At 37.4% G+C, this 21551-nt stretch carries 15 protein-coding genes; 10 read left to right on the top strand and 5 right to left on the bottom strand.

What is annotated here, in order from left to right:
- Window positions 1-163: 163 nt before the first annotated feature.
- Window positions 164-1348, bottom strand: coding sequence for a succinyl-diaminopimelate desuccinylase (gene dapE, locus AC0VZ4_RS05810; RefSeq protein WP_475441173.1), 1185 nt, complete (start codon window positions 1346-1348; stop codon window positions 164-166).
- A 497-nt stretch (window positions 1349-1845) separates the two neighbouring features.
- Between dapE and AC0VZ4_RS05805 the strand changes: the two genes are divergently transcribed.
- Together AC0VZ4_RS05805 and AC0VZ4_RS05800 are read left to right on the top strand one after the other, a co-directional pair.
- Complete coding sequence (locus AC0VZ4_RS05805) at window positions 1846-2499, top strand: OmpW/AlkL family protein (RefSeq protein WP_475441172.1); 654 nt, start codon at window positions 1846-1848, stop codon at window positions 2497-2499.
- A 148-nt stretch (window positions 2500-2647) separates the two neighbouring features.
- The gene (locus AC0VZ4_RS05800) at window positions 2648-3409 is read left to right on the top strand and encodes an IS5 family transposase (protein ID WP_475439610.1); all 762 of its coding nucleotides are present in this window, start codon (window positions 2648-2650) and stop codon (window positions 3407-3409) included.
- A 31-nt stretch (window positions 3410-3440) separates the two neighbouring features.
- On the opposite strand, the gene AC0VZ4_RS05795 is transcribed toward AC0VZ4_RS05800, so the two are convergent.
- Window positions 3441-3977 (bottom strand): thioesterase family protein, encoded by a 537-nt coding sequence (locus AC0VZ4_RS05795; RefSeq protein WP_007376908.1) that lies wholly within the window; start codon window positions 3975-3977, stop codon window positions 3441-3443.
- Window positions 3978-4082: 105 nt separating this feature from the next.
- On the opposite strand from AC0VZ4_RS05795, the gene AC0VZ4_RS05790 reads away from it, so the two are divergent.
- Window positions 4083-4577, top strand: coding sequence for a hypothetical protein (locus AC0VZ4_RS05790; protein ID WP_008134718.1), 495 nt, complete (start codon window positions 4083-4085; stop codon window positions 4575-4577).
- A gap of 31 nt (window positions 4578-4608) precedes the next feature.
- On the opposite strand, the gene tyrR is transcribed toward AC0VZ4_RS05790, so the two are convergent.
- Window positions 4609-6165, bottom strand: a complete 1557-nt coding sequence (tyrR, locus tag AC0VZ4_RS05785; protein ID WP_007376906.1) for a transcriptional regulator TyrR — start codon at window positions 6163-6165, stop codon at window positions 4609-4611.
- Window positions 6166-6345: 180 nt separating this feature from the next.
- Between tyrR and AC0VZ4_RS05780 the strand changes: the two genes are divergently transcribed.
- Window positions 6346-7107 (top strand): IS5 family transposase, encoded by a 762-nt coding sequence (locus AC0VZ4_RS05780; protein WP_475439610.1) that lies wholly within the window; start codon window positions 6346-6348, stop codon window positions 7105-7107.
- 138 nt (window positions 7108-7245) lie between these two features.
- Here AC0VZ4_RS05780 and bcsG read toward each other — a convergent pair whose 3' ends face one another.
- Window positions 7246-8826, bottom strand: coding sequence for a cellulose biosynthesis protein BcsG (gene bcsG, locus AC0VZ4_RS05775; RefSeq protein ID WP_475441171.1), 1581 nt, complete (start codon window positions 8824-8826; stop codon window positions 7246-7248).
- 168 nt (window positions 8827-8994) lie between these two features.
- Window positions 8995-10614 (bottom strand): cellulose biosynthesis protein BcsE, encoded by a 1620-nt coding sequence (gene bcsE / locus AC0VZ4_RS05770; protein WP_475441170.1) that lies wholly within the window; start codon window positions 10612-10614, stop codon window positions 8995-8997.
- A gap of 113 nt (window positions 10615-10727) precedes the next feature.
- Here bcsE and bcsR point away from each other — a divergent pair, with 113 nt between their 5' ends.
- The 6 genes from bcsR to AC0VZ4_RS05740 are packed head-to-tail and all read left to right on the top strand — an operon-like array spanning window position 10728 to window position 21501.
- A complete protein-coding gene (bcsR, locus tag AC0VZ4_RS05765; protein WP_475441169.1) occupies window positions 10728-10919 on the top strand; it encodes a BcsR/BcsP family cellulose biosynthesis protein in 192 nt (63 codons plus the stop codon).
- Window positions 10920-10940: 21 nt separating this feature from the next.
- On the top strand, window positions 10941-11654 hold the full coding sequence (gene bcsQ / locus AC0VZ4_RS05760; RefSeq protein WP_033040970.1) for a cellulose biosynthesis protein BcsQ: 714 nt from the start codon (window positions 10941-10943) through the stop codon (window positions 11652-11654).
- Window positions 11651-14323 carry a UDP-forming cellulose synthase catalytic subunit gene (bcsA, locus tag AC0VZ4_RS05755; protein ID WP_475441168.1) on the top strand — a complete coding sequence of 891 codons (2673 nt, stop codon included), beginning with the start codon at window positions 11651-11653 and terminating at the stop codon, window positions 14321-14323. The genes bcsQ and bcsA overlap by 4 nt, the downstream gene beginning before the upstream one ends.
- Complete coding sequence (gene bcsB, locus AC0VZ4_RS05750; RefSeq protein WP_475441167.1) at window positions 14316-16562, top strand: cellulose biosynthesis cyclic di-GMP-binding regulatory protein BcsB; 2247 nt, start codon at window positions 14316-14318, stop codon at window positions 16560-16562. Before bcsA ends, bcsB begins: the two co-directional genes overlap by 8 nt.
- The gene (gene bcsZ, locus AC0VZ4_RS05745; RefSeq protein ID WP_475441166.1) at window positions 16562-17692 is read left to right on the top strand and encodes a cellulose synthase complex periplasmic endoglucanase BcsZ; all 1131 of its coding nucleotides are present in this window, start codon (window positions 16562-16564) and stop codon (window positions 17690-17692) included. Before bcsB ends, bcsZ begins: the two co-directional genes overlap by 1 nt.
- Window positions 17683-21501, top strand: coding sequence for a cellulose synthase subunit BcsC-related outer membrane protein (locus AC0VZ4_RS05740; protein WP_475441165.1), 3819 nt, complete (start codon window positions 17683-17685; stop codon window positions 21499-21501). The genes bcsZ and AC0VZ4_RS05740 overlap by 10 nt, the downstream gene beginning before the upstream one ends.
- The last annotated feature ends 50 nt before the right edge of the window (window positions 21502-21551 follow it).

Here is a 21551-nt window from a genome sequence, read left to right as displayed (position 1 = left end):
AGCATAAATAGGCATTCATGTTATCTCATTGCCTATTTATGCACAGTAACGGCATTGCATAGACGTGGCCGATTAAATAACCTGAACTCTGGATAAATCTATCTCAAGTAGAGTTCAGGTTAAACACACTATTACAAATACAACCTCAAAAGGTCAACACGCCCTAGCAATTTAAAAAAACCTGCTCGAGCAAAGAGCTATAAATTGCTTCTATTTTTACTAAATCACTTATAGGTACATGTTCGTTTACTTGATGTATCGTATTATTACGCAAACCGCACTCTATAACTTGAGTGTGGTTATTTGCAAAAAAACGCCCATCGGATGTTCCACCGCTGGTACTGAGCAGTGGATAACAGCCTGTTTGCTTGTAAATAGCCTGCTCAACATGAGAAAGTAAACTCCAGTCATGAGTGTCTGCTGTATAATATGGCTCACACGGACGCTCCCACTCTATTGTAAAGTAATGGGCAAACTCACTAAGCGATTGTGTCAATAACGCTTTAATCGCCTCGCTGCTATATGCATGACTATAACGCACGTTAAAAGTAACCTCACAATAAGCTGGCACAAGATTATCAATAACGTTATCAATATTAATACCCGTTACTTGCAATGTGGTTTTTGAGCTTTGTTCATCACGTTGCCACGTTTGTTCACTCAAGTAATTAACTATTTTAGCAGCTATAAAAGCTGCATTGATCGTATTATCAGGATAAGCCACGTGCCCAGCCTTACCTGTTACCTTAATACGTGCAGAGAGTGCACCTCTTCGCCCATTCTTGATAGTGTCACCTACGCACATATGGCTGGTTGGCTCTCCAACAATACAGCCATCAAGTACAACACCTTGCTCGGCCAGTTTATTAACGATTACTTGAGAGCCAAATTCAGCCTCGCCTTCTTCATCAGATGTAATAAGCCAATACAATGTTCCTTGCTTATTCTCGCTATTATTAATCAGATTATTTGTTGCGCTAAGCATTGCAGCCACACCACCTTTCATATCTGCAGCGCCTCGACCATACACTGAATCACATACAATATTCCCTGCAAAAGGTGGGCTTAACCATTGCCCTGTTGCTGCTGGTACTACATCTATATGCCCTGAAAAGGCGACGCATGGTCCGGTTCCAAAACTAATTGAAGCGATTAAATTACTCACGCCGTTTTCATTAAAATGCTCACACTGTAATCCCAAGTCACTCAATTCTCTAGTAAGCCAATCAATTGCTCCAGCCTGATTAGGTGTAACAGATTCAAATCGAATAAGCGTTTGTAAATATGCAACAACGTCGCGTTGGAATTCTCTTTCACTGATTGCTTTATCAAAAATAGCGATAGCCATATCAAACGCCTTTTATTGCTTAGCCCTAACTTTCGTTAAGAGACTCACGAAAATATTGAGTTATTATTAAAGCCTGAATTTATGACTAAGCGATGTCAGTATTAATACACAGCTGTGACTATTTTTTATATTTTATTATAAGGTGTTTAACTTTTGAGGTTAAATTTACAGCAAACTGTGTGGCAATCAGGTAAGGCAGAGCCTAATCATGAAAAAAAGAGACGTTGTTTTCTCGATTCTGGTTAAGGGGGATTTATAACTTTTGCTACCTAAAAAACTGAACTTGCACGCACTAAACAAATTCAGAACAGCGCTTTTAGTTATTTAAGAAATCAAGAGTCAAGTATCTCTGTCGCTAATCAACATCAAAATTAATCTAAATCAATAAAACACTTCACAACGTTCAAACATTTTTGAAACTTTGATCTAGGACAGGTTTTGAACATTTTAAAACTGCAATAATAGCGTCAATCAAAAAGTAGTTCTTGGAGAACAACATGAAAACCACTATTAGTATTGTATTACTGACTTCTTTATTAGCACTTTCTCCTGCTGCACACGCCAATTTTAGCGTAAATGTGGGTGCTATTAACATTAACCCTGATAACAGCAGCTCAAAAATTAACGAAGCACCGACTTTAGGTCTAAAAGGTGATTCTGATACGCAACTAGGTATTACGCTTGACTACGCATTTAACGACCAATGGGTGCTAGAGCTTATTGCAGCAACGCCATTTTCGCATGATGTTAATGGTACTGGTGGGCTGGCGGGTAATAAAATCGCGAATATAAAACAACTCCCCCCTTCACTTATTGCTCAGTATCACTTTTTAGATACAAGTTATGCATTAAGACCATTTGTGGGTATTGGAGTTAATTATACAACATTCTTTGATGAGCAACCGTCGCAAGCGCTTAAAACAACGCTTGGTACAAATGATGTAGAGGTAAAGTTAGACGACTCATTTGGATTTGTAGCACAAGTAGGTGCTAATTATAAAATTGATGAAAAATGGGGTTTACATGCAATGGTATCAATTATGGATATTGATACTGATGCAACAGTATATGCTAATGGCGCAAAAGCTCTCACTTCAACCGTTGAACTGGACCCAGTAGTCGCCATGTTTGGGGTTAGGTATAATTTTTAAAAATGCTTTAATGCATGTGTGTGCAAAAGGCCGAAAGGCCTTTTTTATTTTAATTAACTAGGGCGTGTTGATCTTTGCGGTATAAAAAACAAACAGCATAAGGATAAGGTATAATTGAATTCGCTAAAAAACGTTACACCGAACCCTCATGCCAAGATTAATGTTAACAGACGCGACATGGAATGTCTTATCAAAAGTAATGCACTTAAGTGGTCGAATTTATAATAAGCCTGAGCATAGAAAAACGCTCGAAGGCATACTCTATAAGATGCGTACCGGTATTCCTTGGCGAGATTTACCGTCTTATTTCGGCTCGTGGAGTGCTATTTATAGACGATTTAATTTATGGTCCAAAAAAGATATTTTGAATGAATTATTTCGAGTGTTATCCCACTATGCTGATATGGATTGGATCTTTATTGATGGCAGTATTGTCAGGGCTCACCAGCATAGTTGCGGTGCAAGAACCGCTGACAATGAATCAATCGGTAAGAGTCGAGGTGGTAATTCGACTAAAATTCATCTTGCAGTAGATAGCGGAGGATTGCCTGTTTATTATGAATTATCCTGTGGAAATACGCATGATATCGTCCATGCAGAGTCACTTGTAGCCAATTGCCCAACGAGTAATGTTGTTGTCGCAGATAAAGGCTACGATAGTGAAAAACTAAGAGAGTTTATTCGTGACAATAGCGCTACACCCGTTATTCCACGCAAGGATAACAGTTTAGTGGGTAATGAAGATATTGACTGGTGCATGTACAAATATAGGCACTTAGTTGAGAATGCCTTTGGTCGGATCAAACAATATAGAGGGATAGCCACACGGTATGAAAAGCTTGAGCGGAATTATCATTCCATGCTCGCTTTAGCATTCACTATGATGTGGCTACCAATATGGGCTGATTAATATATATACTACAAAGATCAACAGCCCCTAATCATTTGGGTAAGTTATTTGCTTTTTTCTGTTCAAGCATTTCTTTCCAATGCATAACTTCACTCGGTAGTATCGGTGTTTTACCTTTAAAACTAGCGACTTCAAGCATTTCTTCGATACTTACAATGCCTTTTTTACTTTTAAACACACCGCGTACATAAGCAATAGCATGTAAGCCTCGTGCTGAATGAAATTTTTGTTCTATATAAAAATACTTATGATCCCAACCAACTAGTTTTGTACTAATAGTGTAGCGTTGCATTGGTTTAATATCACGGATATACGTGATAGCGGTAGCATTAACAATAGGAAACCAACGGCGTTTCAAAATTTGCTTAAGCAAACCCACTCGTTCCGTCATCCATGTACGTGACAAATCCATCATGGCTAAATAACGTGAGTTTGTTAAATGCAGATTTATATCGCAATCAGTTGGTAGTGCTTTGTAATCAATATCTACTGTATCAAGTAAGTCTTGATATTGATGATTACGCTTAATTTTAAAAAATAATAAAAGAAGTCGAATATATAAGTTCACAGCAAAGGTCTTACCAGTTCAATTTACCTGAGTGTAACACAGGCACTTGCTAAGACGAATATTCTGCTTTAATCTGAGGTTATAAATACAACTAAGAACTTACTTATGAATTCAAAATTAAACATCCTTATTGCTAGTATATTCTTAACAGTGAGCCACCACGCGTTAGCCGATTTTAATTTCCCCGGTAATGGCTCTATTACTTACTCTACAGGGGTAGAAAAATCGTTTGAATTTGGTTTTGCTTGGCAACAAAAATTTAAGAAGTTTACTATTGGCTCAAAGAGTTATGAAATGGATCAAATTCCTAGTTCTTACTCAGTCGCCATCACGCTTGCAAAAGACGGCAGCCAAGTATGGGTTCAAGAATTTAATAATGGATTTATAGAAGCGTTTGATTGGACAATAGGCAAGCACACCATCACTCTAAAAAAACAACAGTTTAGTGATCAAGTGAAAGGGAATTATGTTATTGAGTTAGATGGCCGAAGCTACTTTTTTGCTCGTAATAATGCCAGTATTGTTATGAAATTTGATGAAGATGGTATAAAGACGATTGCCATTGATGGTGTCAAAAAAAATATGGGCACTAAAAATTAATTAGCGCCCATATTTTAAATATTGCCGTATTTTAAACTTTAACTGTTTTACGGTTAATACCGTAATCTCGTAGTTTATTTGCAACTGCTGTATGGCTAAGACCTAAACGTTTAGCGAGCTGTCGTGAGCTTGGATAGGCTGGATAAAGTTTGCGTAATAATGTTGCTTCAAAACGTTTTACCGCTTGATCCAGTGAACCTTCAAAATCAGATTCTAAATACCCTAAGTCATGCGTAAACGTAGGTAACTGTAAATGCTCTACTCGTAACTCACTATCATCTAATAAAGATACCGCACGATAAATTGCATTTTCTAATTGGCGTACATTTCCAGGCCAAGGATACTGTTGTAAAAAGCTTAAGCATTCTTGAGATAACAGTGGCACCGCGTGACCATTTTGCTGTGCATATTTTTGAATAAAATGCTCTGCGAGTGGCCCAACATCGGCTTTGCGATCTCTAAGTGGTGCAATATCTAATGTTAATACGTTGATTCGATAGTATAAATCCTCTCTGAACACGCCCTCTTGCACCATAGCAGGTAAGTCTTTTTGAGTAGCTGCGACTATACGAACATTAACTTTAACTTCGTTCTCATCACCCACTTTCCTAAATGTGCCATCTTGTAAGAAGCGCAATAACTTAGTTTGCAGTTGAGTTGACATTTCGCCTACTTCATCTAAAAACACAGTCCCACCATCGGCTTGCTCAAGTACGCCGCGCTTAGGTGCTGCATTTTCTTCATAGCCTGCGTAGCCAAATAACTCAGATTCAGCAACATCGTCTGGTAACGATGCACACGATAAAGCAATAAAAGGCTTCACTGAGCGATTAGATGCGTAATGACACGCCCGTGCTAATAGCTCTTTACCTGTTCCTGTTTCACCCGTAATTAGTATTGGTGCTTCTAACTGAGACATTTTACGCGCTTCGCGAACAACACGACGCATAGCAGTACTAAAGTTATGAATAGTTGCAAAGCTTTCTTGTCCGTAACGTCTAAACGCACTAACTTGTTGACCTAATCGGCTTTGTGATTTTATATTAATAACAGCACCGGCAAGTACATCACCTTCACCACCTTGCGGCACAGCAATAGGCAAAATATCGGCTATAAAGTCTTCACCAGCGACTTCCACTCTGGTGGTTTGCCCTAATACTTCTTTACTTTCTAACCAGCGAGTAAAATTAAAGCCTTTCAGCAAATTATTGATATTTGCACCAATAACCTCTTTTTCACTCAATTGTAAGTCTTTACAAGCCGCATCGTTACATAAGCGTACCCAACCTTTGGCATCAATAGAAATAACACCATCGGGCAATGCTCGAAGCAATGTGTTTAGCTCATTATGCTCACGCTCAGAGGGTAAAAAAGCGGTTGTACGTACATCATGAACACCATCAATTAAACGAATTGATGGCATTATTTTCTGGAACTGTTCAAATTCAATTTCAGGGAAACTTACATACATACGACAATTAACTGAATCAACCTCTATTCCTTTTAGATCAACACTGTAATTAACTAAAATATTGAGAATTTCTTGGGCAATACCGATTCTGTCAGCACAATGAATATCTAAACGCATACATCCTCTAAGGAAGGAAAACTATATTAATTGAATAATACGCTAAGTGGCTATGAGAAGGTAGTTTATTGTAAACATTTTTGGACAATACTAGGGCGTGTTGATCTTTGCGGTATAAAAAACAAACAGCATAAGGATAAGGTATAATTGAATTCGCTAAAAAACATTACACGAACCCTCATGCCAAGATTAATGTTAACAGACGCGACATGGAATGTCTTATCAAAAGTAATGCACTTAAGTGGTCGAATTTATAATAAGCCTGAGCATAGAAAAACGCTCGAAGGCATACTCTATAAGATGCGTACCGGTATTCCTTGGCGAGATTTACCGTCTTATTTCGGCTCGTGGAGTGCTATTTATAGACGATTTAATTTATGGTCCAAAAAAGATATTTTGAATGAATTATTTCGAGTGTTATCCCACTATGCTGATATGGATTGGATCTTTATTGATGGCAGTATTGTCAGGGCTCACCAGCATAGTTGCGGTGCAAGAACCGCTGACAATGAATCAATCGGTAAGAGTCGAGGTGGTAATTCGACTAAAATTCATCTTGCAGTAGATAGCGGAGGATTGCCTGTTTATTATGAATTATCCTGTGGAAATACGCATGATATCGTCCATGCAGAGTCACTTGTAGCCAATTGCCCAACGAGTAATGTTGTTGTCGCAGATAAAGGCTACGATAGTGAAAAACTAAGAGAGTTTATTCGTGACAATAGCGCTACACCCGTTATTCCACGCAAGGATAACAGTTTAGTGGGTAATGAAGATATTGACTGGTGCATGTACAAATATAGGCACTTAGTTGAGAATGCCTTTGGTCGGATCAAACAATATAGAGGGATAGCCACACGGTATGAAAAGCTTGAGCGGAATTATCATTCCATGCTCGCTTTAGCATTCACTATGATGTGGCTACCAATATGGGCTGATTAATATATATACTACAAAGATCAACAGCCCCTAGTGTTTATAATAAATGAGTAGATACATGGATTTATTCACGCAATAACAGCAATAACATATTTACTCCATGAAATATGCCACTACTGCTATTGCAGCTCTTAATAAAAATTAATCACCTTGTGGGTATTCAGACCAATCACCGCCATCTAATTGTATGTATGGTCGTTGATTAACATACATCATTATAGTATCTGCATTTTCAGCAACTTTTGGAGCTTTCGGTAAATTATCTAACAAATTTGCTATACTGTTTTTCCCATCAAAAACATTAGTTTTCAATGTTTTACTCACTAATTCTGACAATGAAAAATAACTGATTGAATCATCAATTATAATTTGGGAATAATTTTGCACATCAGGGCCAATAAATTTAATTGCAACTGGAACTGATACAATAGCTGGGCTTGGTATTTCTCGCAAACCAGCAAATTGTACTTTGTCTCCTTCTAGTGCAGCACCATGCTCAGGTACTACCATCAGCATTACATTTCTACCACGTTTTTCTAGGTTTTTAATAAAGCCATTAATATCAGAAAATAAGTTTGCATGCCTAAGAGGATAACTTTGCTGGCTATTCATGCGGGCTCTATTAGCAAGTTGATTACCATCGTGTAAACTCGTGGTATTGTAGTACATTGCACAAGGCTTACAGTCTTTAGCTTGTTGGTCAAGCCAGCCGTTTAGAACCGCACCATCTGAATAAATAGGGCTATTATCAAACCCATACTGAGCAATAGGCATAGAATCAATATTAAATGGCTTGCTGTCTAAGCCACCATATCTATTTATCAGGCCTTTAAATTCATCAAAATGCCCATCGTGATTCATCACTACGTTGTTTTGATAGCCTAGTTTTTCTAAGTTCTTAAATAAATAACACTGCTCTGGCGCATCCTTGAACAAAGACGCTTGGTTTGTTTGTCCACAGCTTGCTCTTAATAATCGAATGGCTGCTGGACCACTATATGATGTGGCTGAGTTGAAATCAGGAAACACCACATCAAAATCTTTATACATGTCTGTAACGCTAATACCTAAAAAATTTAAGTCAGCAACTGCCATAGAACAAATATTTAAAATAATAACGTCAAACAACTCGCCATTATATTCCTTTGGAAAGTGACTTGTTAATAAGCTTTGTTGTTGATAAAAATCACTAAGCTTTTGGTCGGGCGATTGGTATTGGGTTGTTACAACAGGCGCCTTACTTTGAGTTGCAATACTACTGTTATTAACCACTGTAGGGCTTTCATTAATATCTAATGAGTTACTTTGACCTTGCCAGCCAATAAACGCCAAGCCAATAATAGTCACTGTAGTAAACCGAATCCATTGAGAGCTGTACCAAAATAAAACAACAATAATGAATAAGCCGAGTAGCATATCGACATTAACTACCCGCCCAACTAGTTCGATAAAATAATCAAAGCTAAAATCTTGAACGTTACCAGCCTGTTTAATTAAACGATTAATGGGAGGTAACCACGAATCTTTATACAGTAAAATCACAGCTATAATCACAGCTATAATGTGTTTAACCTTCTCAACTCGCGCATTTTTAAATTGTATTACTAACAAAGCGGCCAACGCAGCATTGCTCAAAAAACTAAAATCGATTACGCCGTAATAATACAGGGCAAATTTAACTAAAAAATAGAGATTCCAAACCCCTAGACCAGACAATTTCACTTACGTTCCTTATTTTTAGGTGTATAGGGTTCTAGCACTTCGTGCTTAAATGTCATTTTGTAATAATACTTTTTTAATTTAGATACTATGTAAGAGCCAATTAGGCACAATAAAACACCAAATAACCCCGAGATTAATGCTGTAATTAAAAGTTGATTAATACTCATATCACAGCTCTTTAACTTTCATTGTAAAAGCTTTTGCATCAGGGCGTTCCTGAGTGAAAAATTCAGGCGTAGCAATATCAATACTGGGATTTTTTGCTAAAGCAGGACCGAACTTGTAACTGTCATTTTCTTTTAGTTGATTTGTAAAATCACTCACATCTTTATCTCTATAATATCGGCGTAATTGTTTACATTCTTGCTGAATATAGAAGTGGTCCGAAATAATGCTCTGTTGAGCAAAAAAATCACTGGTTTCTAATTTGAATAAATGTTTAATCGCATTCATTACATCATTTTCTCTACAAGCATGTAGATACAAGTAAACTTTGTTTTCAGCAACACTAAATACATCACCTTCACGTTTTATGTGAAATAGATGAAGTGGGTGAATAGGATCTATTCTTGGTAATAACTCAAGTACAACCAGTACCCCACTGACACCTAAATTAACCGCCGAGTCACTGTGCACTTCAACTTGGCGAGTAAAATCAATAAATGGTAAGTAACCTTTTGAAAACGTGTTTTCAGTATATCGTAATACATGCTCAACAGATGGAGGCAATGGTCGAGAAAATTGAAAGCCTTGGATCGACTGAATTTGCGATAACAACCGAGAAGGTTCGGAAAAGCTATACAAAATAAGATTAACACCCAGCGTTAAAAATAAGCACTCGTCTTGGTGCCTGATAATCCCATCTACATTTTGAATCACGAGTTTTAACCAACGACCACAATTTTTTCTCAATTCAAAACATTGTTTACCCAACTCAGATAAGTCGGTATAGCGTGTAACCGAAAATACTAATGTTGCGGCTTCAAGCTGAGGACCTTTTTCAAATAAATCGCTGTTACTTTTTACAACATGATAATTTGCAGGCAGCTTTGTTCCCTCTGGTACTGAGTTTTGTACTAACCACACAACATCTTCATCATTAAAATGTTTATTGCTAAGTGTTTGGGTTTCTATTTTCCCTTCTTCTACAACTAACCGATCATTTTGCAAAATTAACTGATAGTGAGTATTTGATAACACCCCTGTGCTGTGTCTCCAATAGTCGAACTCAAGTACTCGTGCAGCCGAATCATTATCGACAAACACAACGCCGCTAAAGAGTTGATTTAAGCGCCTTACTAAAAATCGATAATTAGCAACTTCAGGACCTGAGATTAAAAATAGAAGACTAGTATTTGTATCAATTAAAAATGATTTATATTGCTCAATAAGCGTTTCAAATTGCTGTTCAGTGGTATCACGTAATTGCTGAGTACTAAAATGAACAACGATTAGAGCATTTTTTATATTTTCATACGCACTTAACTCTTTAATAATCCCTTTATTTATGCGTTTTGCATTCCACTCACTAATTTCTTTTGTAAATGAAAAAGAATGTACTCGGCCTTGCTCACTAGCATCAAGTAATAAATTCGAACAAGAAGATTCAAAGAATGACTCTATCTGAGAAGAGACTATAAAAATATTTTCTTTCACATCATTGGGGCTTATTGAATGCAATATAAACTCAATAGAAAAATTGTCTAAAGGCGCTAAAACAGCATAAATTGCAGCAGGTTTTATTTCTTCAGCTGCGGGGTCTAATCCCAAAATGTTAAACTTATGCACACAAAACACCTTTCAAAAAAAATACTTTTTTACTAGTTTTAGCCGCTATTCTATATATAATAGTCAAATAATGTCCATATATTATAAAATAAAACATACTGATACAGGTAGTAATGCAAAACTTAATTTCAAAAAAACCTCAAACACTCACATCTAACGATATAGCAAACTTAGCTCATCGCTTTGGCGGTAAAAGTGAAGATTACATTGAAATAGTGAATACGCAAAAAAACATGCAAACTATAAATAAATATGCGTTATTAAAAGAAATTGATAACGAACTTGCGTCTATTACTAGCCGTTGAAACTATAGGTAACCCCATCACGTGCAAAGAATTTTTTTAAAAGGTATAAAAGGTGGTACAGGTTGTACCGCAATTGTGGCTAATCTTGCCTGCGTGCTGAAAAAATCCGATGTACACGTAATTGCGGTTGATTTAGACCCAAAAAGTGATTTAGGGCTGCATTTTGGTTTGCCTTGGAAAAACACACAAGGCTGGAGCGACGCTGAAAATTTCAACGATATCCTGACATGTTTTTACCAAGATAGTGACGGCATCATTTTTTTACCTCATGGCGAAAAAACACCTTCTAATACCGCATTAAACGAACTGATTGATAATTGCAATAAACTGGACAACATTCAAAACGCTTGGGTACTCTTCGATTGTCCTAGTCATATAGATATCAGTAACTACACCTTACATGAAGACGATATTGTCATTGAGTTAGTCAATTGCGATGCGGTATGCCACAGTCTTATTTATAGACGTTTGCAAAAACTAAAAAAGACAGAAAATTCGTGGCATCACTTTTTTTTAGTTAACCGATACAATTCATCCTCTGAATTAGAATTCGATTTATTCTCACTTTGGCAGTCAACACTCCCACTTATGGCACCTTTTTTTATAAATAGTGACGAAGTGATTAAAGAGTCAACGGCTTATCGTAATGTGGCACTAAACTGTGCACCTTATAGCATTGCTAACGACGATTTCGAAACGCTGGCTGGCTGGTTGGTAAGTAAAACAGCATTATGATCTCATTTAAGGCACTTCATAAACACCCTTTTCAAAACACCTTTCGACTGGTGCTGAGTTTATTGTTTAGCGAAAAATTAGTCCGTTTGATTCTGTTTAAGTTTCACGGCTACTTCAATCAACACAGAATGAATGCGATTGAAGCATTGCTGATGCCATTTCTGATTATAGTAAGTTCTCTATTTGTAAAAATTAGCGTTCATAAGCGTAATATTCGTGAATCGATAAGCGTGAATTATCCGCATTTAAGACAACCGTATAGAAACCATCCTTATTCAAATTCAATACGCTTTATTTTACAAAGCGTTTTTTTGACGTTCGTTAAAAAAACGACAAAAAAAAGGGCGACGAAAGAAAAAATATCACACCATTTCTATGACTCAGTGAATCGTCTCTTTAGGCAGTTTAGGTGGTTTGATTTAAAATTAGGTAAGTTACTAAGGCGTATACTGTCAAAAAGCAAAAAAAACCCTAAACAAAGTGCTTTTTACTCTATTGCCGATGCGCGTGTTTGGCAAAATAAATATGTAAAATACATTGTGATTGCATTCATATTGTTTTTATTAACGATTTTTATCACTATTCCTTTTAGTCTAGAAGCGCAAGCCATTTTTATAAGCTTCATTTTATTAGTCGCCTATTCACTTAAGCGAATAAAAGGCCAGATGGCAACGATTGTAATGATCACTTTATCGGTAACAACGTCCTCACGTTACTTGTGGTGGCGTTACACTGAAACGCTAAATTGGGATGATCCTCTTGCTTTAGCCTTAGGAGCTGGACTACTACTTGCTGAAACATATGCTTGGCTTGTTTTAATACTTGGTTTTTTCCAAACTATTAACCCACTCGAACGCAAGCCCATACCATTACCTAGAAACACTGAATTATGGCCTACGGTTGATGTGTATATCCCAACTTACAATGAACCATTGAGTGTTGTAAAACCAACTACATTAGCAGCGCTAAGTATCGATTGGCCTGAGGACAAGTTAAATGTGTATATTCTCGATGATGGTAAACGTCCTGAATTTGCTGATTTTGCAAAAGAAGTTGGCGTAGGGTATTTAACGCGTCCGGATAACAATCATGCCAAAGCTGGCAATATGAACAGCGCTATGCGCTATACCCACGGTGAGTACATTGCTATATTTGACTGTGACCATGTTCCTGCGCGTTCTTTTTTGCAAACAACCATGGGCCAATTTTTAAAAGACAGTAAAGTCTGTTTAGTGCAAACACCACATCATTTTTTCTCTGCTGATCCATTTGAAAGAAACCTTAACAATCACAGCCAAATCCCAAATGAAAACATGTTATTTTACGGGCTTATTCAAGACGGTAACGACATGTGGGATGCGACTTTCTTTTGTGGTTCTTGTGCGGTATTAAAACGAGAAGCGCTGGATAATATTGGTGGTTTTGCATTTGAAACTGTAACCGAAGATGCTCACACAGCACTGCGCATGCAACGCGCAGGCTATAAAACAGCTTATATCAACATTCCACAAGCCGCAGGACTCGCTACTGATAGTTTATCGGCGCATATTGGGCAACGAATTCGTTGGGCACGCGGTATGGCGCAAATTTTCAGACTTGATAACCCTTTAATAGGCAAAGGGTTAAGTATTCCTCAACGCTTGTGCTATATAAACGCAATGTTACATTTTTTATCGGGAATACCTCGTATTGTATTTTTAACAGCCCCTTTAGCACTGATCTACTTTAATGCCTATATTATCTATGCGCCTTTTTTAGCTATTTTTATTTATGTAGTACCTACACTTATTCAAATTAAAGCGACTAATTCACGTATTCAAGGTAAATACAGGTACTCATTTTGGGGCGAAGTGTATGAGTCGGTGTTGGCTTGGTACATATTGAAACCAACCACTGTTGCCTTATTTAATCCTAATAAAGGTAAGTTTAATGTAACAGAAAAAGGTGGGCTAAATGATGAAGAGCATTACGACTGGGGAATTTCGAAACCCTATCTCATACTATTAGCAATTAACCTTCTGGGCATCGTGTTTGGGGTACTGCGTTTGATCTTTGGTGACCCTTCTCAAATAGGTGTGTTAGTGATTAGTATGGGCTGGGCGCTCTACAACATGATTATTCTAGGAGCCACTGTTGCTGTTGCAGCAGAAGCGCGTCAAGTAAGGCACTCACACCGAATAAAAGCCAACTTTCCAGCGGGTATTCGCTTAGCGAATGGGCACACATTAAAAGTTAGAATCACTGATTACTCAGATAATGGTGTCGGTATTGAGACAGAGCATGCCCACCTATGTAGAGTAAACGATAAAATTGAGTTGTTAATGAGTCGAGGAGACAAACAATTTTCGTTTACAACTCATGTGTGTAATACCCGTAATAAACAGATAGGTCTGACACTTAAAGATTTGTCGCTCGAAAAACAACGTGCATTTATACAGTGTACTTTTTCTAGAGCAGATGCTTGGCTTGATTGGCAAAATAACTTTAGGCATGATCGCCCGTCATACAGCTTCAAAGAAGTACAAAAGACTAGTTTAAGAGGCTTTAGTAATTTACTATTTCATGCGCCTAGGCCATTACAACCGACTATTAAACTGTTAACTCGTTTAGTTATGTATATAAACTCATTCATTCCAAAAAAACCTATAGTGCAAAATAATTATGATTAATAAGCTACTTAGTACACTCGTTATATTTTTACTCATGAACATTGCTTGGCAAGCTAATGCTATTGAGCCCATGAGTGATAAGACCATATTCAACAATGGCTACCCTGAGAGTGCTCAAGTTACTAGCTTACGTCTTGATTTTGAAGCTCTCGGTTTTAATAATTATAAGCTAGACGCTATAAATAACGATTCAAATGTCAACTTCACTAATCGCATTGATAAGTTGAGTAAAAATTTGATGTTGAATTTCTCATACACAAACTCCCCTTCATTAATTGCCAATGTATCGCATTTAAAAGTGTATTTTAATGAAAATTTGGTGACAGTTTTACCTATAAATGAACCTTCAAATATTATTAAAAATACCTCTGAACATAATATAGCGCTCAACGCAAAATACATTCAAGACTTCAATCAAATTCGCTTTGAGCTTGTTGGTTATTATAGTACGTCATGTCAAGACTATTTTAGCCGTGCTATTTGGGTAGAAATAAACAAATCAAGTAATATAACTCTCGACCAAACTTCACTGGCTATTGATAGTAAAATTGAGTATTTACCTGAACCATTTTTTGATAGCAAAGATTACAGTAAACTAACTCTTCCGTTTATTTTTTCCGGCACACCAAATAAAGAAGCAATAGAAGCCGCTGCAACACTTTCGAGCTGGTTTGGTGCTCAAGCTGATTGGCGTGGCGCTAACTTCCCTGTTGTACTTAATCAATCACCTAATCAACACAGTGTTGTATTTATTACAAACGCATCTAAACCTGCTTTTTTAGCCGACTACCCTGATGTAGAAAAACCAACAATCGAGATTATTTCCAATCCAATACACCGTTATAAAAAAATACTCCTTATATTAGGACGTGATGAAAAAGATTTAAAAACCGCAGTAAACGGTTTAGTGTTTGGCCATAAAGTAATGACTGGCCGAAGTGTAAGTATTGAAGGCATGAATAAGATTCCACTTCGCAAAGCTTACGATGCACCTCGATGGCTGAGAAGCGATCGCCCTGTACATTTTGATGAGTTAATTGACTACCCAACTCAGTTACAAACTACAGGGCTCAATAGCGGTCCTGTTAAGTTGAATATTCGCTTTGCACCTGATTTATTTACGTGGCGTGAAAAAGGGATCCCGATAACGTTGCAATATCGTAATACGCCAGAAGATGACACACTAAGTTCTAGGCTGAATATGCTGATAAACCAAGAGTTTATTAGTGGCTTTTTATTAGAAAAAAATGACTCTACTGTAAGTACAACAAAAACACTGTTACCGTTAATTGCTAATACAGATTCAACTCAAAGTACTGAAAACTTTTCGCTTAATGGTATTAGCTTGGCTAAACGTAATGAGCTTAATTTTGATTTTCGATTTGACGTACTAAAAAATGCAACATGTACTGGAGCTCCTCTTGGCGGCGAATATGGTGTTATAGACGGTAACTCTCATATTGATGTAAGTAATTTTAATCACTATATCGCACTACCAGATTTAAATGTATTTGCTAATAGTGGATTCCCGTTTACAAAACACGCCGATTTACAACAAACATTAGTTATTTTGAATGAAAACCCAACACCTAAAGCACTTTCAATGCTCTTTAATTTAACCGGTCATTTTGGCGCTATAACAGGCTACCCTGGTCACCGTTTAACAGTAAAATATTTAAGTGATGATATAAACTACAACGATAAAGACATACTGTTTATAACCAAACCAAGTACGCGCAGTGACAAGCTAAAAGAAGATGAACCAAAAAACATTTTGCTTAACAACAATCAACGTGCAATTAAACTCGCTATTTATAACGGTGCTTATGACGATAATAAAGCTGAAAAAATACAAATAAACGTAAAGAGTAGCGGCAATATGGCGGTGATTACAGGCTATCAGTCCCCCTTTAGCTCGCAACGTTCTATAGTATCGTTAACGGCAACAACAAATGAAGCGTTTGGCCTATTAGATAACGCACTGATGAACTCGCAAAGTCGAGAACAAATTAAGGGCAGTGCAACAATAATTACAACACAAGGGATCGAAACAATTAAAACAGATAAACAGTATTTTGTTGGTCAGATCCCTGTTCATACCTTAATTTGGTTTCACCTATCAGATCACCCATTTATATTAGCGTTATTATCTATTTTAACGCTACTGATGATCTCATTTATTCTATGGCGATTATTACAAGCACTTACATACAAGCGTTTAGCTGAAGGAGATAAATAATGAAGTCACTTATAAAGGTAATCTGCATTGCTGTGGCATTATTTGCTTTTAATACGAAAGCACAGATAGAACAGTGTCAACCGTGGCAAGCATGGCAAGTATTTAAAAGCCACTTTATAAGCCCAGATGGTCGTGTTATTGATTTAGGTAGTAAGCAGAGTATTACAACATCTGAAGGTCAGTCTTACGCGTTATTTTTTGCTGTAATAGCAAACGATAAAGCAATGTTTGATTTAGTACTTGATTGGACCGAAAATCATTTATCCGAAGGTGATTTAAGTACGCGTTTACCAGCATGGCAATGGGGTATAAATGAAAAAAATGCAGGAGCAATTTTAGATTCAAACCCTGCCTCTGACTCTGATTTATGGATAGCTTATAGCTTATCACAAGCTGCTATTCTCTGGGATGACCGTCGTTATAGTATATTAGCGGCCGTGCTAGCTCAGCGTATAATACGAGAAGAAACAGCCTATATTTCCGGTCTTGGTTTGTCATTACTACCGGCCCCATCTGGCTTTGACTTTAAAGACGAACAATATAAATTAAACCCTAGTTACTCACCTTTATTTATATATCAACAATTTAAAAAACTATATCCTCATTCTCCTTGGGAACAACTACATGAAAGCTCAGCAAAGTTAATTCTAGATACGGCCAAACAAGGTGTTAGCCCTGACTGGGTAATGTACGACACTAATAATGGTTTTTATTACGATAAAAAAACAAGTGACGTAGGAAGCTACAACGCTATTAGGGTTTATTTATGGGCCAGTATGATGGCAAACGATGCACCTTATAAAAAAGAATTGTTAGCACAATTTAATCCATTTTTAAAAACAATTAATGACCGTGGTTATGTGCCATTAAATACGTTTTCGAAATCAGGTAAATCAGAAAAAAGAGGCCCATTAGGCTTTAATGCAGCTTTACTACCTTTACTTGCAATACAAGACGATGATTCCTTAGCGATGACAATTCAGCAAAAATTAATGGTTGATAAGTTATTCACTCAAACTCGTTACTACGACAGTGTATTAAATTTATTTGGTACAAGTACTTTAAATAAACGTTTTGCAATTACAGCGGATGGAACATTACAACCTAAATGGAGTACTGAATGCAGCTAAAGGTTGCCCTACTCTGCGTATTAATACTGAGCCCAATGCTAAACGCAAAAACAGTAAATGATATTGATACGCGATCTGTTGAGTGGTTACTAAGCCAAATAAATATTGGTGAAGCACAAAAAAATAAAAGGCTTATTGAAGATAGCTTGAAAAAGCTGGTCGCGATTGCTCCAACCCGCATAGAAACACAGTGTGCTCAAGCGCATTACAACTTTGTTAACGGTGATTTAGATGGAGCAAATCAACTACTAAGCAAATTAAATAACGGACTTGTTAAGCAACCCCCTTGCATTGAAAAACTCAAAGTCATGTCTCGAATTGAAGGCAAAGATAAATCGGCTATTCAAGAAGCTAAATTACTAGCTCGCGCAGGTCGGTACGAACCTGCACGTCAAATTTATAATAAAATATTTAATAATGTATACCCAACACTCAATTATGAACTAGAACATTTAAGCTGGTACGCACAAGACAGCTCTCAATGGCAAAGTGTTAAAAATGGTTACGAAACATTATTGCAAAGTTACTCTAATATAGGCCAAGTTGAGATTGCTTACGCGAGGCATTTACTCAGACGTAACCCAAGTGACAAGCACGCTATTCGTATTCTAAGTAAATACGGCTCAACTTCTAGCTTTAGTAATGAAGTAGAAGAGATTTGGCTCGGTTCGCTAGCAAACATGCCAATTAGTGGTGCCACTGATAAAGAGTTTCAAACCTACTTTATGCTTTACCCGTTTAGTACTAAAGGTGAGTTACAGTATCAGGATTTCAAAAAAGATTTAACAGCACGTCAAACCTTAATTGCAGATCCAGCCTATCAGCTCTGGGTTAGAGGCGATAAACTCCTTGAAAAAAACAAATTAAAAGCGGCTGAACCGTTACTGTTAAAAGCGATAAGTGGGCGACCTCAAGACGGTGCAATAATGCGAAGTCTGGGTATTCTTTATTTACGCTTAGGTGACAATCAAAAATCCTATGAGTACTTTACACGAGCGCAACAGCACACCGCCGATTTTGCACAAAGAGAAACCTTAAAAGGATTAGCTAAAACAGCAAAGTTTTGGCTTTATATACGCCAAGCCAAAGGTGCGATTAATAAGAATGAATTTAAAATAGCAAAGCTAAAATTAGACTTAGCTGATGCATTGGAGCAAAACCCTAATGCAGTTTTATATAACAGAGGCTTGTTACAATTTGCTCAAGGGCAATACTCTCAAGCAGAACGAACCTATCAAGTTGTTTTAAAGAATGACCCTCTCAATAACAGCGCCTTATTAGGTTTGCTTGAAATAGCTGAACTTGAACAAAGTGAACAAGCTTTAACGTCTTTTTATAACCGTTTAACATTTGCTCAAAAGGAGCAAATTAAGCAATCCTATTCAATATCGCTTAGTAGCCAATATCGAGCAAAAGCAAATACCCTAGCGCAAGCTGGTGATTTAGAGCAGGCTGAAAAAGTGTTGCGTGAGGCAATAGATATTGCACCAGAGCAATCTTGGCTATATTACGACTTAGCTTTTATATACCAACAAAAAGGGCTTACTGATAAAGCTCGTACGTTGTTTAATAACGTATTGTGGCAGTTCCCTTTAAACCCTCAGTTGCGCTATAGCCACGCGCTTTTTCTACGATCTATTGATGACTACCAAGGCGCTATTGCAACCTTGCAATATATTCCCTTCAGAGCCAGAAATGCAGATATTGTTACGCTAGAACAACAGCTACAACTTAACGAATCTTTAACTCAAAGCGAGCGCCATCTTGATGCTAAAAATAAAGCAACAGCCATCTATCATTTAAGCGCCTTAGAAGCACAAAACTTAACTCCCGTAATGCAAGCCGAATTAGCACGTAATTGGTATCGAATTAATGAAGAGCTATACGCTGTTAAACTTATAAATAAAGCATTAACGGCACAACCTACACCTTCTGCTTATTGGCATATGCTTTATGGCGAATGGCTATTAGAACAAGGAAATGAGCAACAAACTAAACAATGGTTCACCAGTTATGCTCTTTCAGAAAATGCATCTGAAAATGATGTTAATCAATATGTACAGTTACAAAACAACTATATTAACCAGTATTACAGCGGCAGCGATTTAATTGCGAAACTAAATCAACTAGACCAAAAATATAAAAATAACGCAGCAATAACCACAGCATTAATTAACGCAAATTTAGCGCTTGAACAACGCCAAGCGGCGATTATCTTATATCAACAAAAAGTGCAAAATAAGCAAATTATTGAGCCACAAGCTTTACTAGCGATTGCTAAAGCGTACAGAGAGCAAGGTGATGATTTTCAAGCCAAAGAAGTAACACAACGAGCTATAACGCAAACTTCATCACAGGAAAGCTATTTACAGCGTCAAATTATGGCATCTCTTAATGATTTTAATTACTCAGGTGACGCACTTGGTTTAGCTACAGAACTCATTACTAAATCGCCAAATGATACAGAGTTACGTTATTTGGGCGCCCAAGTGGCCAGCAATTTCAATGAAACAGAACAAGCTCAACTTTGGTACACACAAACACTCTCGCCTAACCGCACATTAACTGAAAAAGAGCTTTATAACTCGCTTTCACTAATAAATGAAAGCGATGAGTGGTATATAAACGGCGCAAAGCGTGAGCTTATTAATGAACAAAACAAAAACCAAGCTTACATCGCTATTGCTGTTAACTTTAGTGGCCAGACAAGCACTGAAAGTGAAGCAACCCTTGGGGCTGGTTTAGTGCCTATTGAAGCCTATTTCCCACTTTGGCAAGGTCAAGGCTTTGTAAAAATAGACCCGACAACAATTAGTGCGCAAACAACACGTTTTGATGAGCAATTTGCGGGAAGCCGTTATGGCCAAGGTGCTTTATGTATATTTACGTGTTCTCTTGATGAAGTAAGCCCAAAAGAAAGCGGCGTAGATATTGGATTAGGCTGGCAGAATGAAAACTGGCGTTTAGATATAGGTACAACCCCTTTAGGGTTTTTAATTGAGGATATTGTCTGGGGCGTAAATTACGCCGATGATATTGGCGACTTTGGATACAGCCTTGAATTAGAGAAGCGTCCTGTTACCAGCTCAGTACTTTCTTATGCGGGTCTTGAAGATATAAACACCGGTAAAATATGGGGCGGCGTACGTTCTACAGGCCTCACTGCAAATATATCACACGATTTAGGTGGTAATTGGGGATTTTGGTCTAGTGCTGACTTTACCTCATATAAGGGCCAAAATGTAAAAGACAATCAGCGATATCGTATTATGGGTGGCAGTTATTATCGCGTAATTAGCAATCAAGAACGCGAATTCACTGTAGGAGCAAGTTTATTACATTGGGCATACCAATATAATTTAAGTGAAGAAACTTGGGGGCATGGTGGTTACTATAGTCCACAAAATTACGTTGGTTTATCAGTACCGCTTAGTTATGACGCACGTTGGGGCAATGATTTTGTTTATCGTTTGAAAACGGGCGTTTCATATTCACAAACTAAAACCCAAGCAATTGACTTTTTCCCTAACGATCCAAACTTACAAGCAGAAGCGTTTATTCGTCAGCTTGAAACAGGAGCAAATCCAGCGTTTGAGGGCGACACAAGTTCAAGTATCTCTTATAACCTAGAGGGCAGCTTTGAATATAGAATAACGCCACACTGGTTTTTTGGTGGTTACCTGGCAATAGATCGTTCAGACTTTTACGAGCCTAACTTTGGCCAATTGTATATGCGATACTACTTCAACCCTGTATATGGCACTCTTGAATTTCCTGGCACTCCAATTGTACCTTATGCCGAGTTCTAACTCGGCATAAGGTGATACACCGCGCAATACTTCCCCTAGCACTAAGGTAT

It is taken from the genome of Pseudoalteromonas sp. QJM3NY_22 (assembly GCF_056173065.1).
Note: the sequence above shows the minus strand (reverse complement) of the source record. Positions and strands in the feature narration are given on the sequence as shown.

Bases quoted from the DNA above. Each gene is read 5' to 3' on its own strand.
- dapE (WP_475441173.1), bottom strand. From the start codon at position 1,348: ATGGCTATCGCTATTTTTGATAAAGCAATCAGTGAAAGAGAATTCCAA.
- AC0VZ4_RS05805 (WP_475441172.1), top strand. From the start codon at position 1,846: ATGAAAACCACTATTAGTATTGTATTACTGACTTCTTTATTAGCACTT.
- AC0VZ4_RS05800 (WP_475439610.1), top strand. From the start codon at position 2,648: ATGCCAAGATTAATGTTAACAGACGCGACATGGAATGTCTTATCAAAA.
- AC0VZ4_RS05790 (WP_008134718.1), top strand. From the start codon at position 4,083: ATGAATTCAAAATTAAACATCCTTATTGCTAGTATATTCTTAACAGTG.
- tyrR (WP_007376906.1), bottom strand. From the start codon at position 6,165: ATGCGTTTAGATATTCATTGTGCTGACAGAATCGGTATTGCCCAAGAA.
- AC0VZ4_RS05780 (WP_475439610.1), top strand. From the start codon at position 6,346: ATGCCAAGATTAATGTTAACAGACGCGACATGGAATGTCTTATCAAAA.
- bcsR (WP_475441169.1), top strand. From the start codon at position 10,728: ATGCAAAACTTAATTTCAAAAAAACCTCAAACACTCACATCTAACGAT.
- bcsA (WP_475441168.1), top strand. From the start codon at position 11,651: ATGATCTCATTTAAGGCACTTCATAAACACCCTTTTCAAAACACCTTT.
- bcsB (WP_475441167.1), top strand. From the start codon at position 14,316: ATGATTAATAAGCTACTTAGTACACTCGTTATATTTTTACTCATGAAC.
- bcsZ (WP_475441166.1), top strand. From the start codon at position 16,562: ATGAAGTCACTTATAAAGGTAATCTGCATTGCTGTGGCATTATTTGCT.
- AC0VZ4_RS05740 (WP_475441165.1), top strand. From the start codon at position 17,683: ATGCAGCTAAAGGTTGCCCTACTCTGCGTATTAATACTGAGCCCAATG.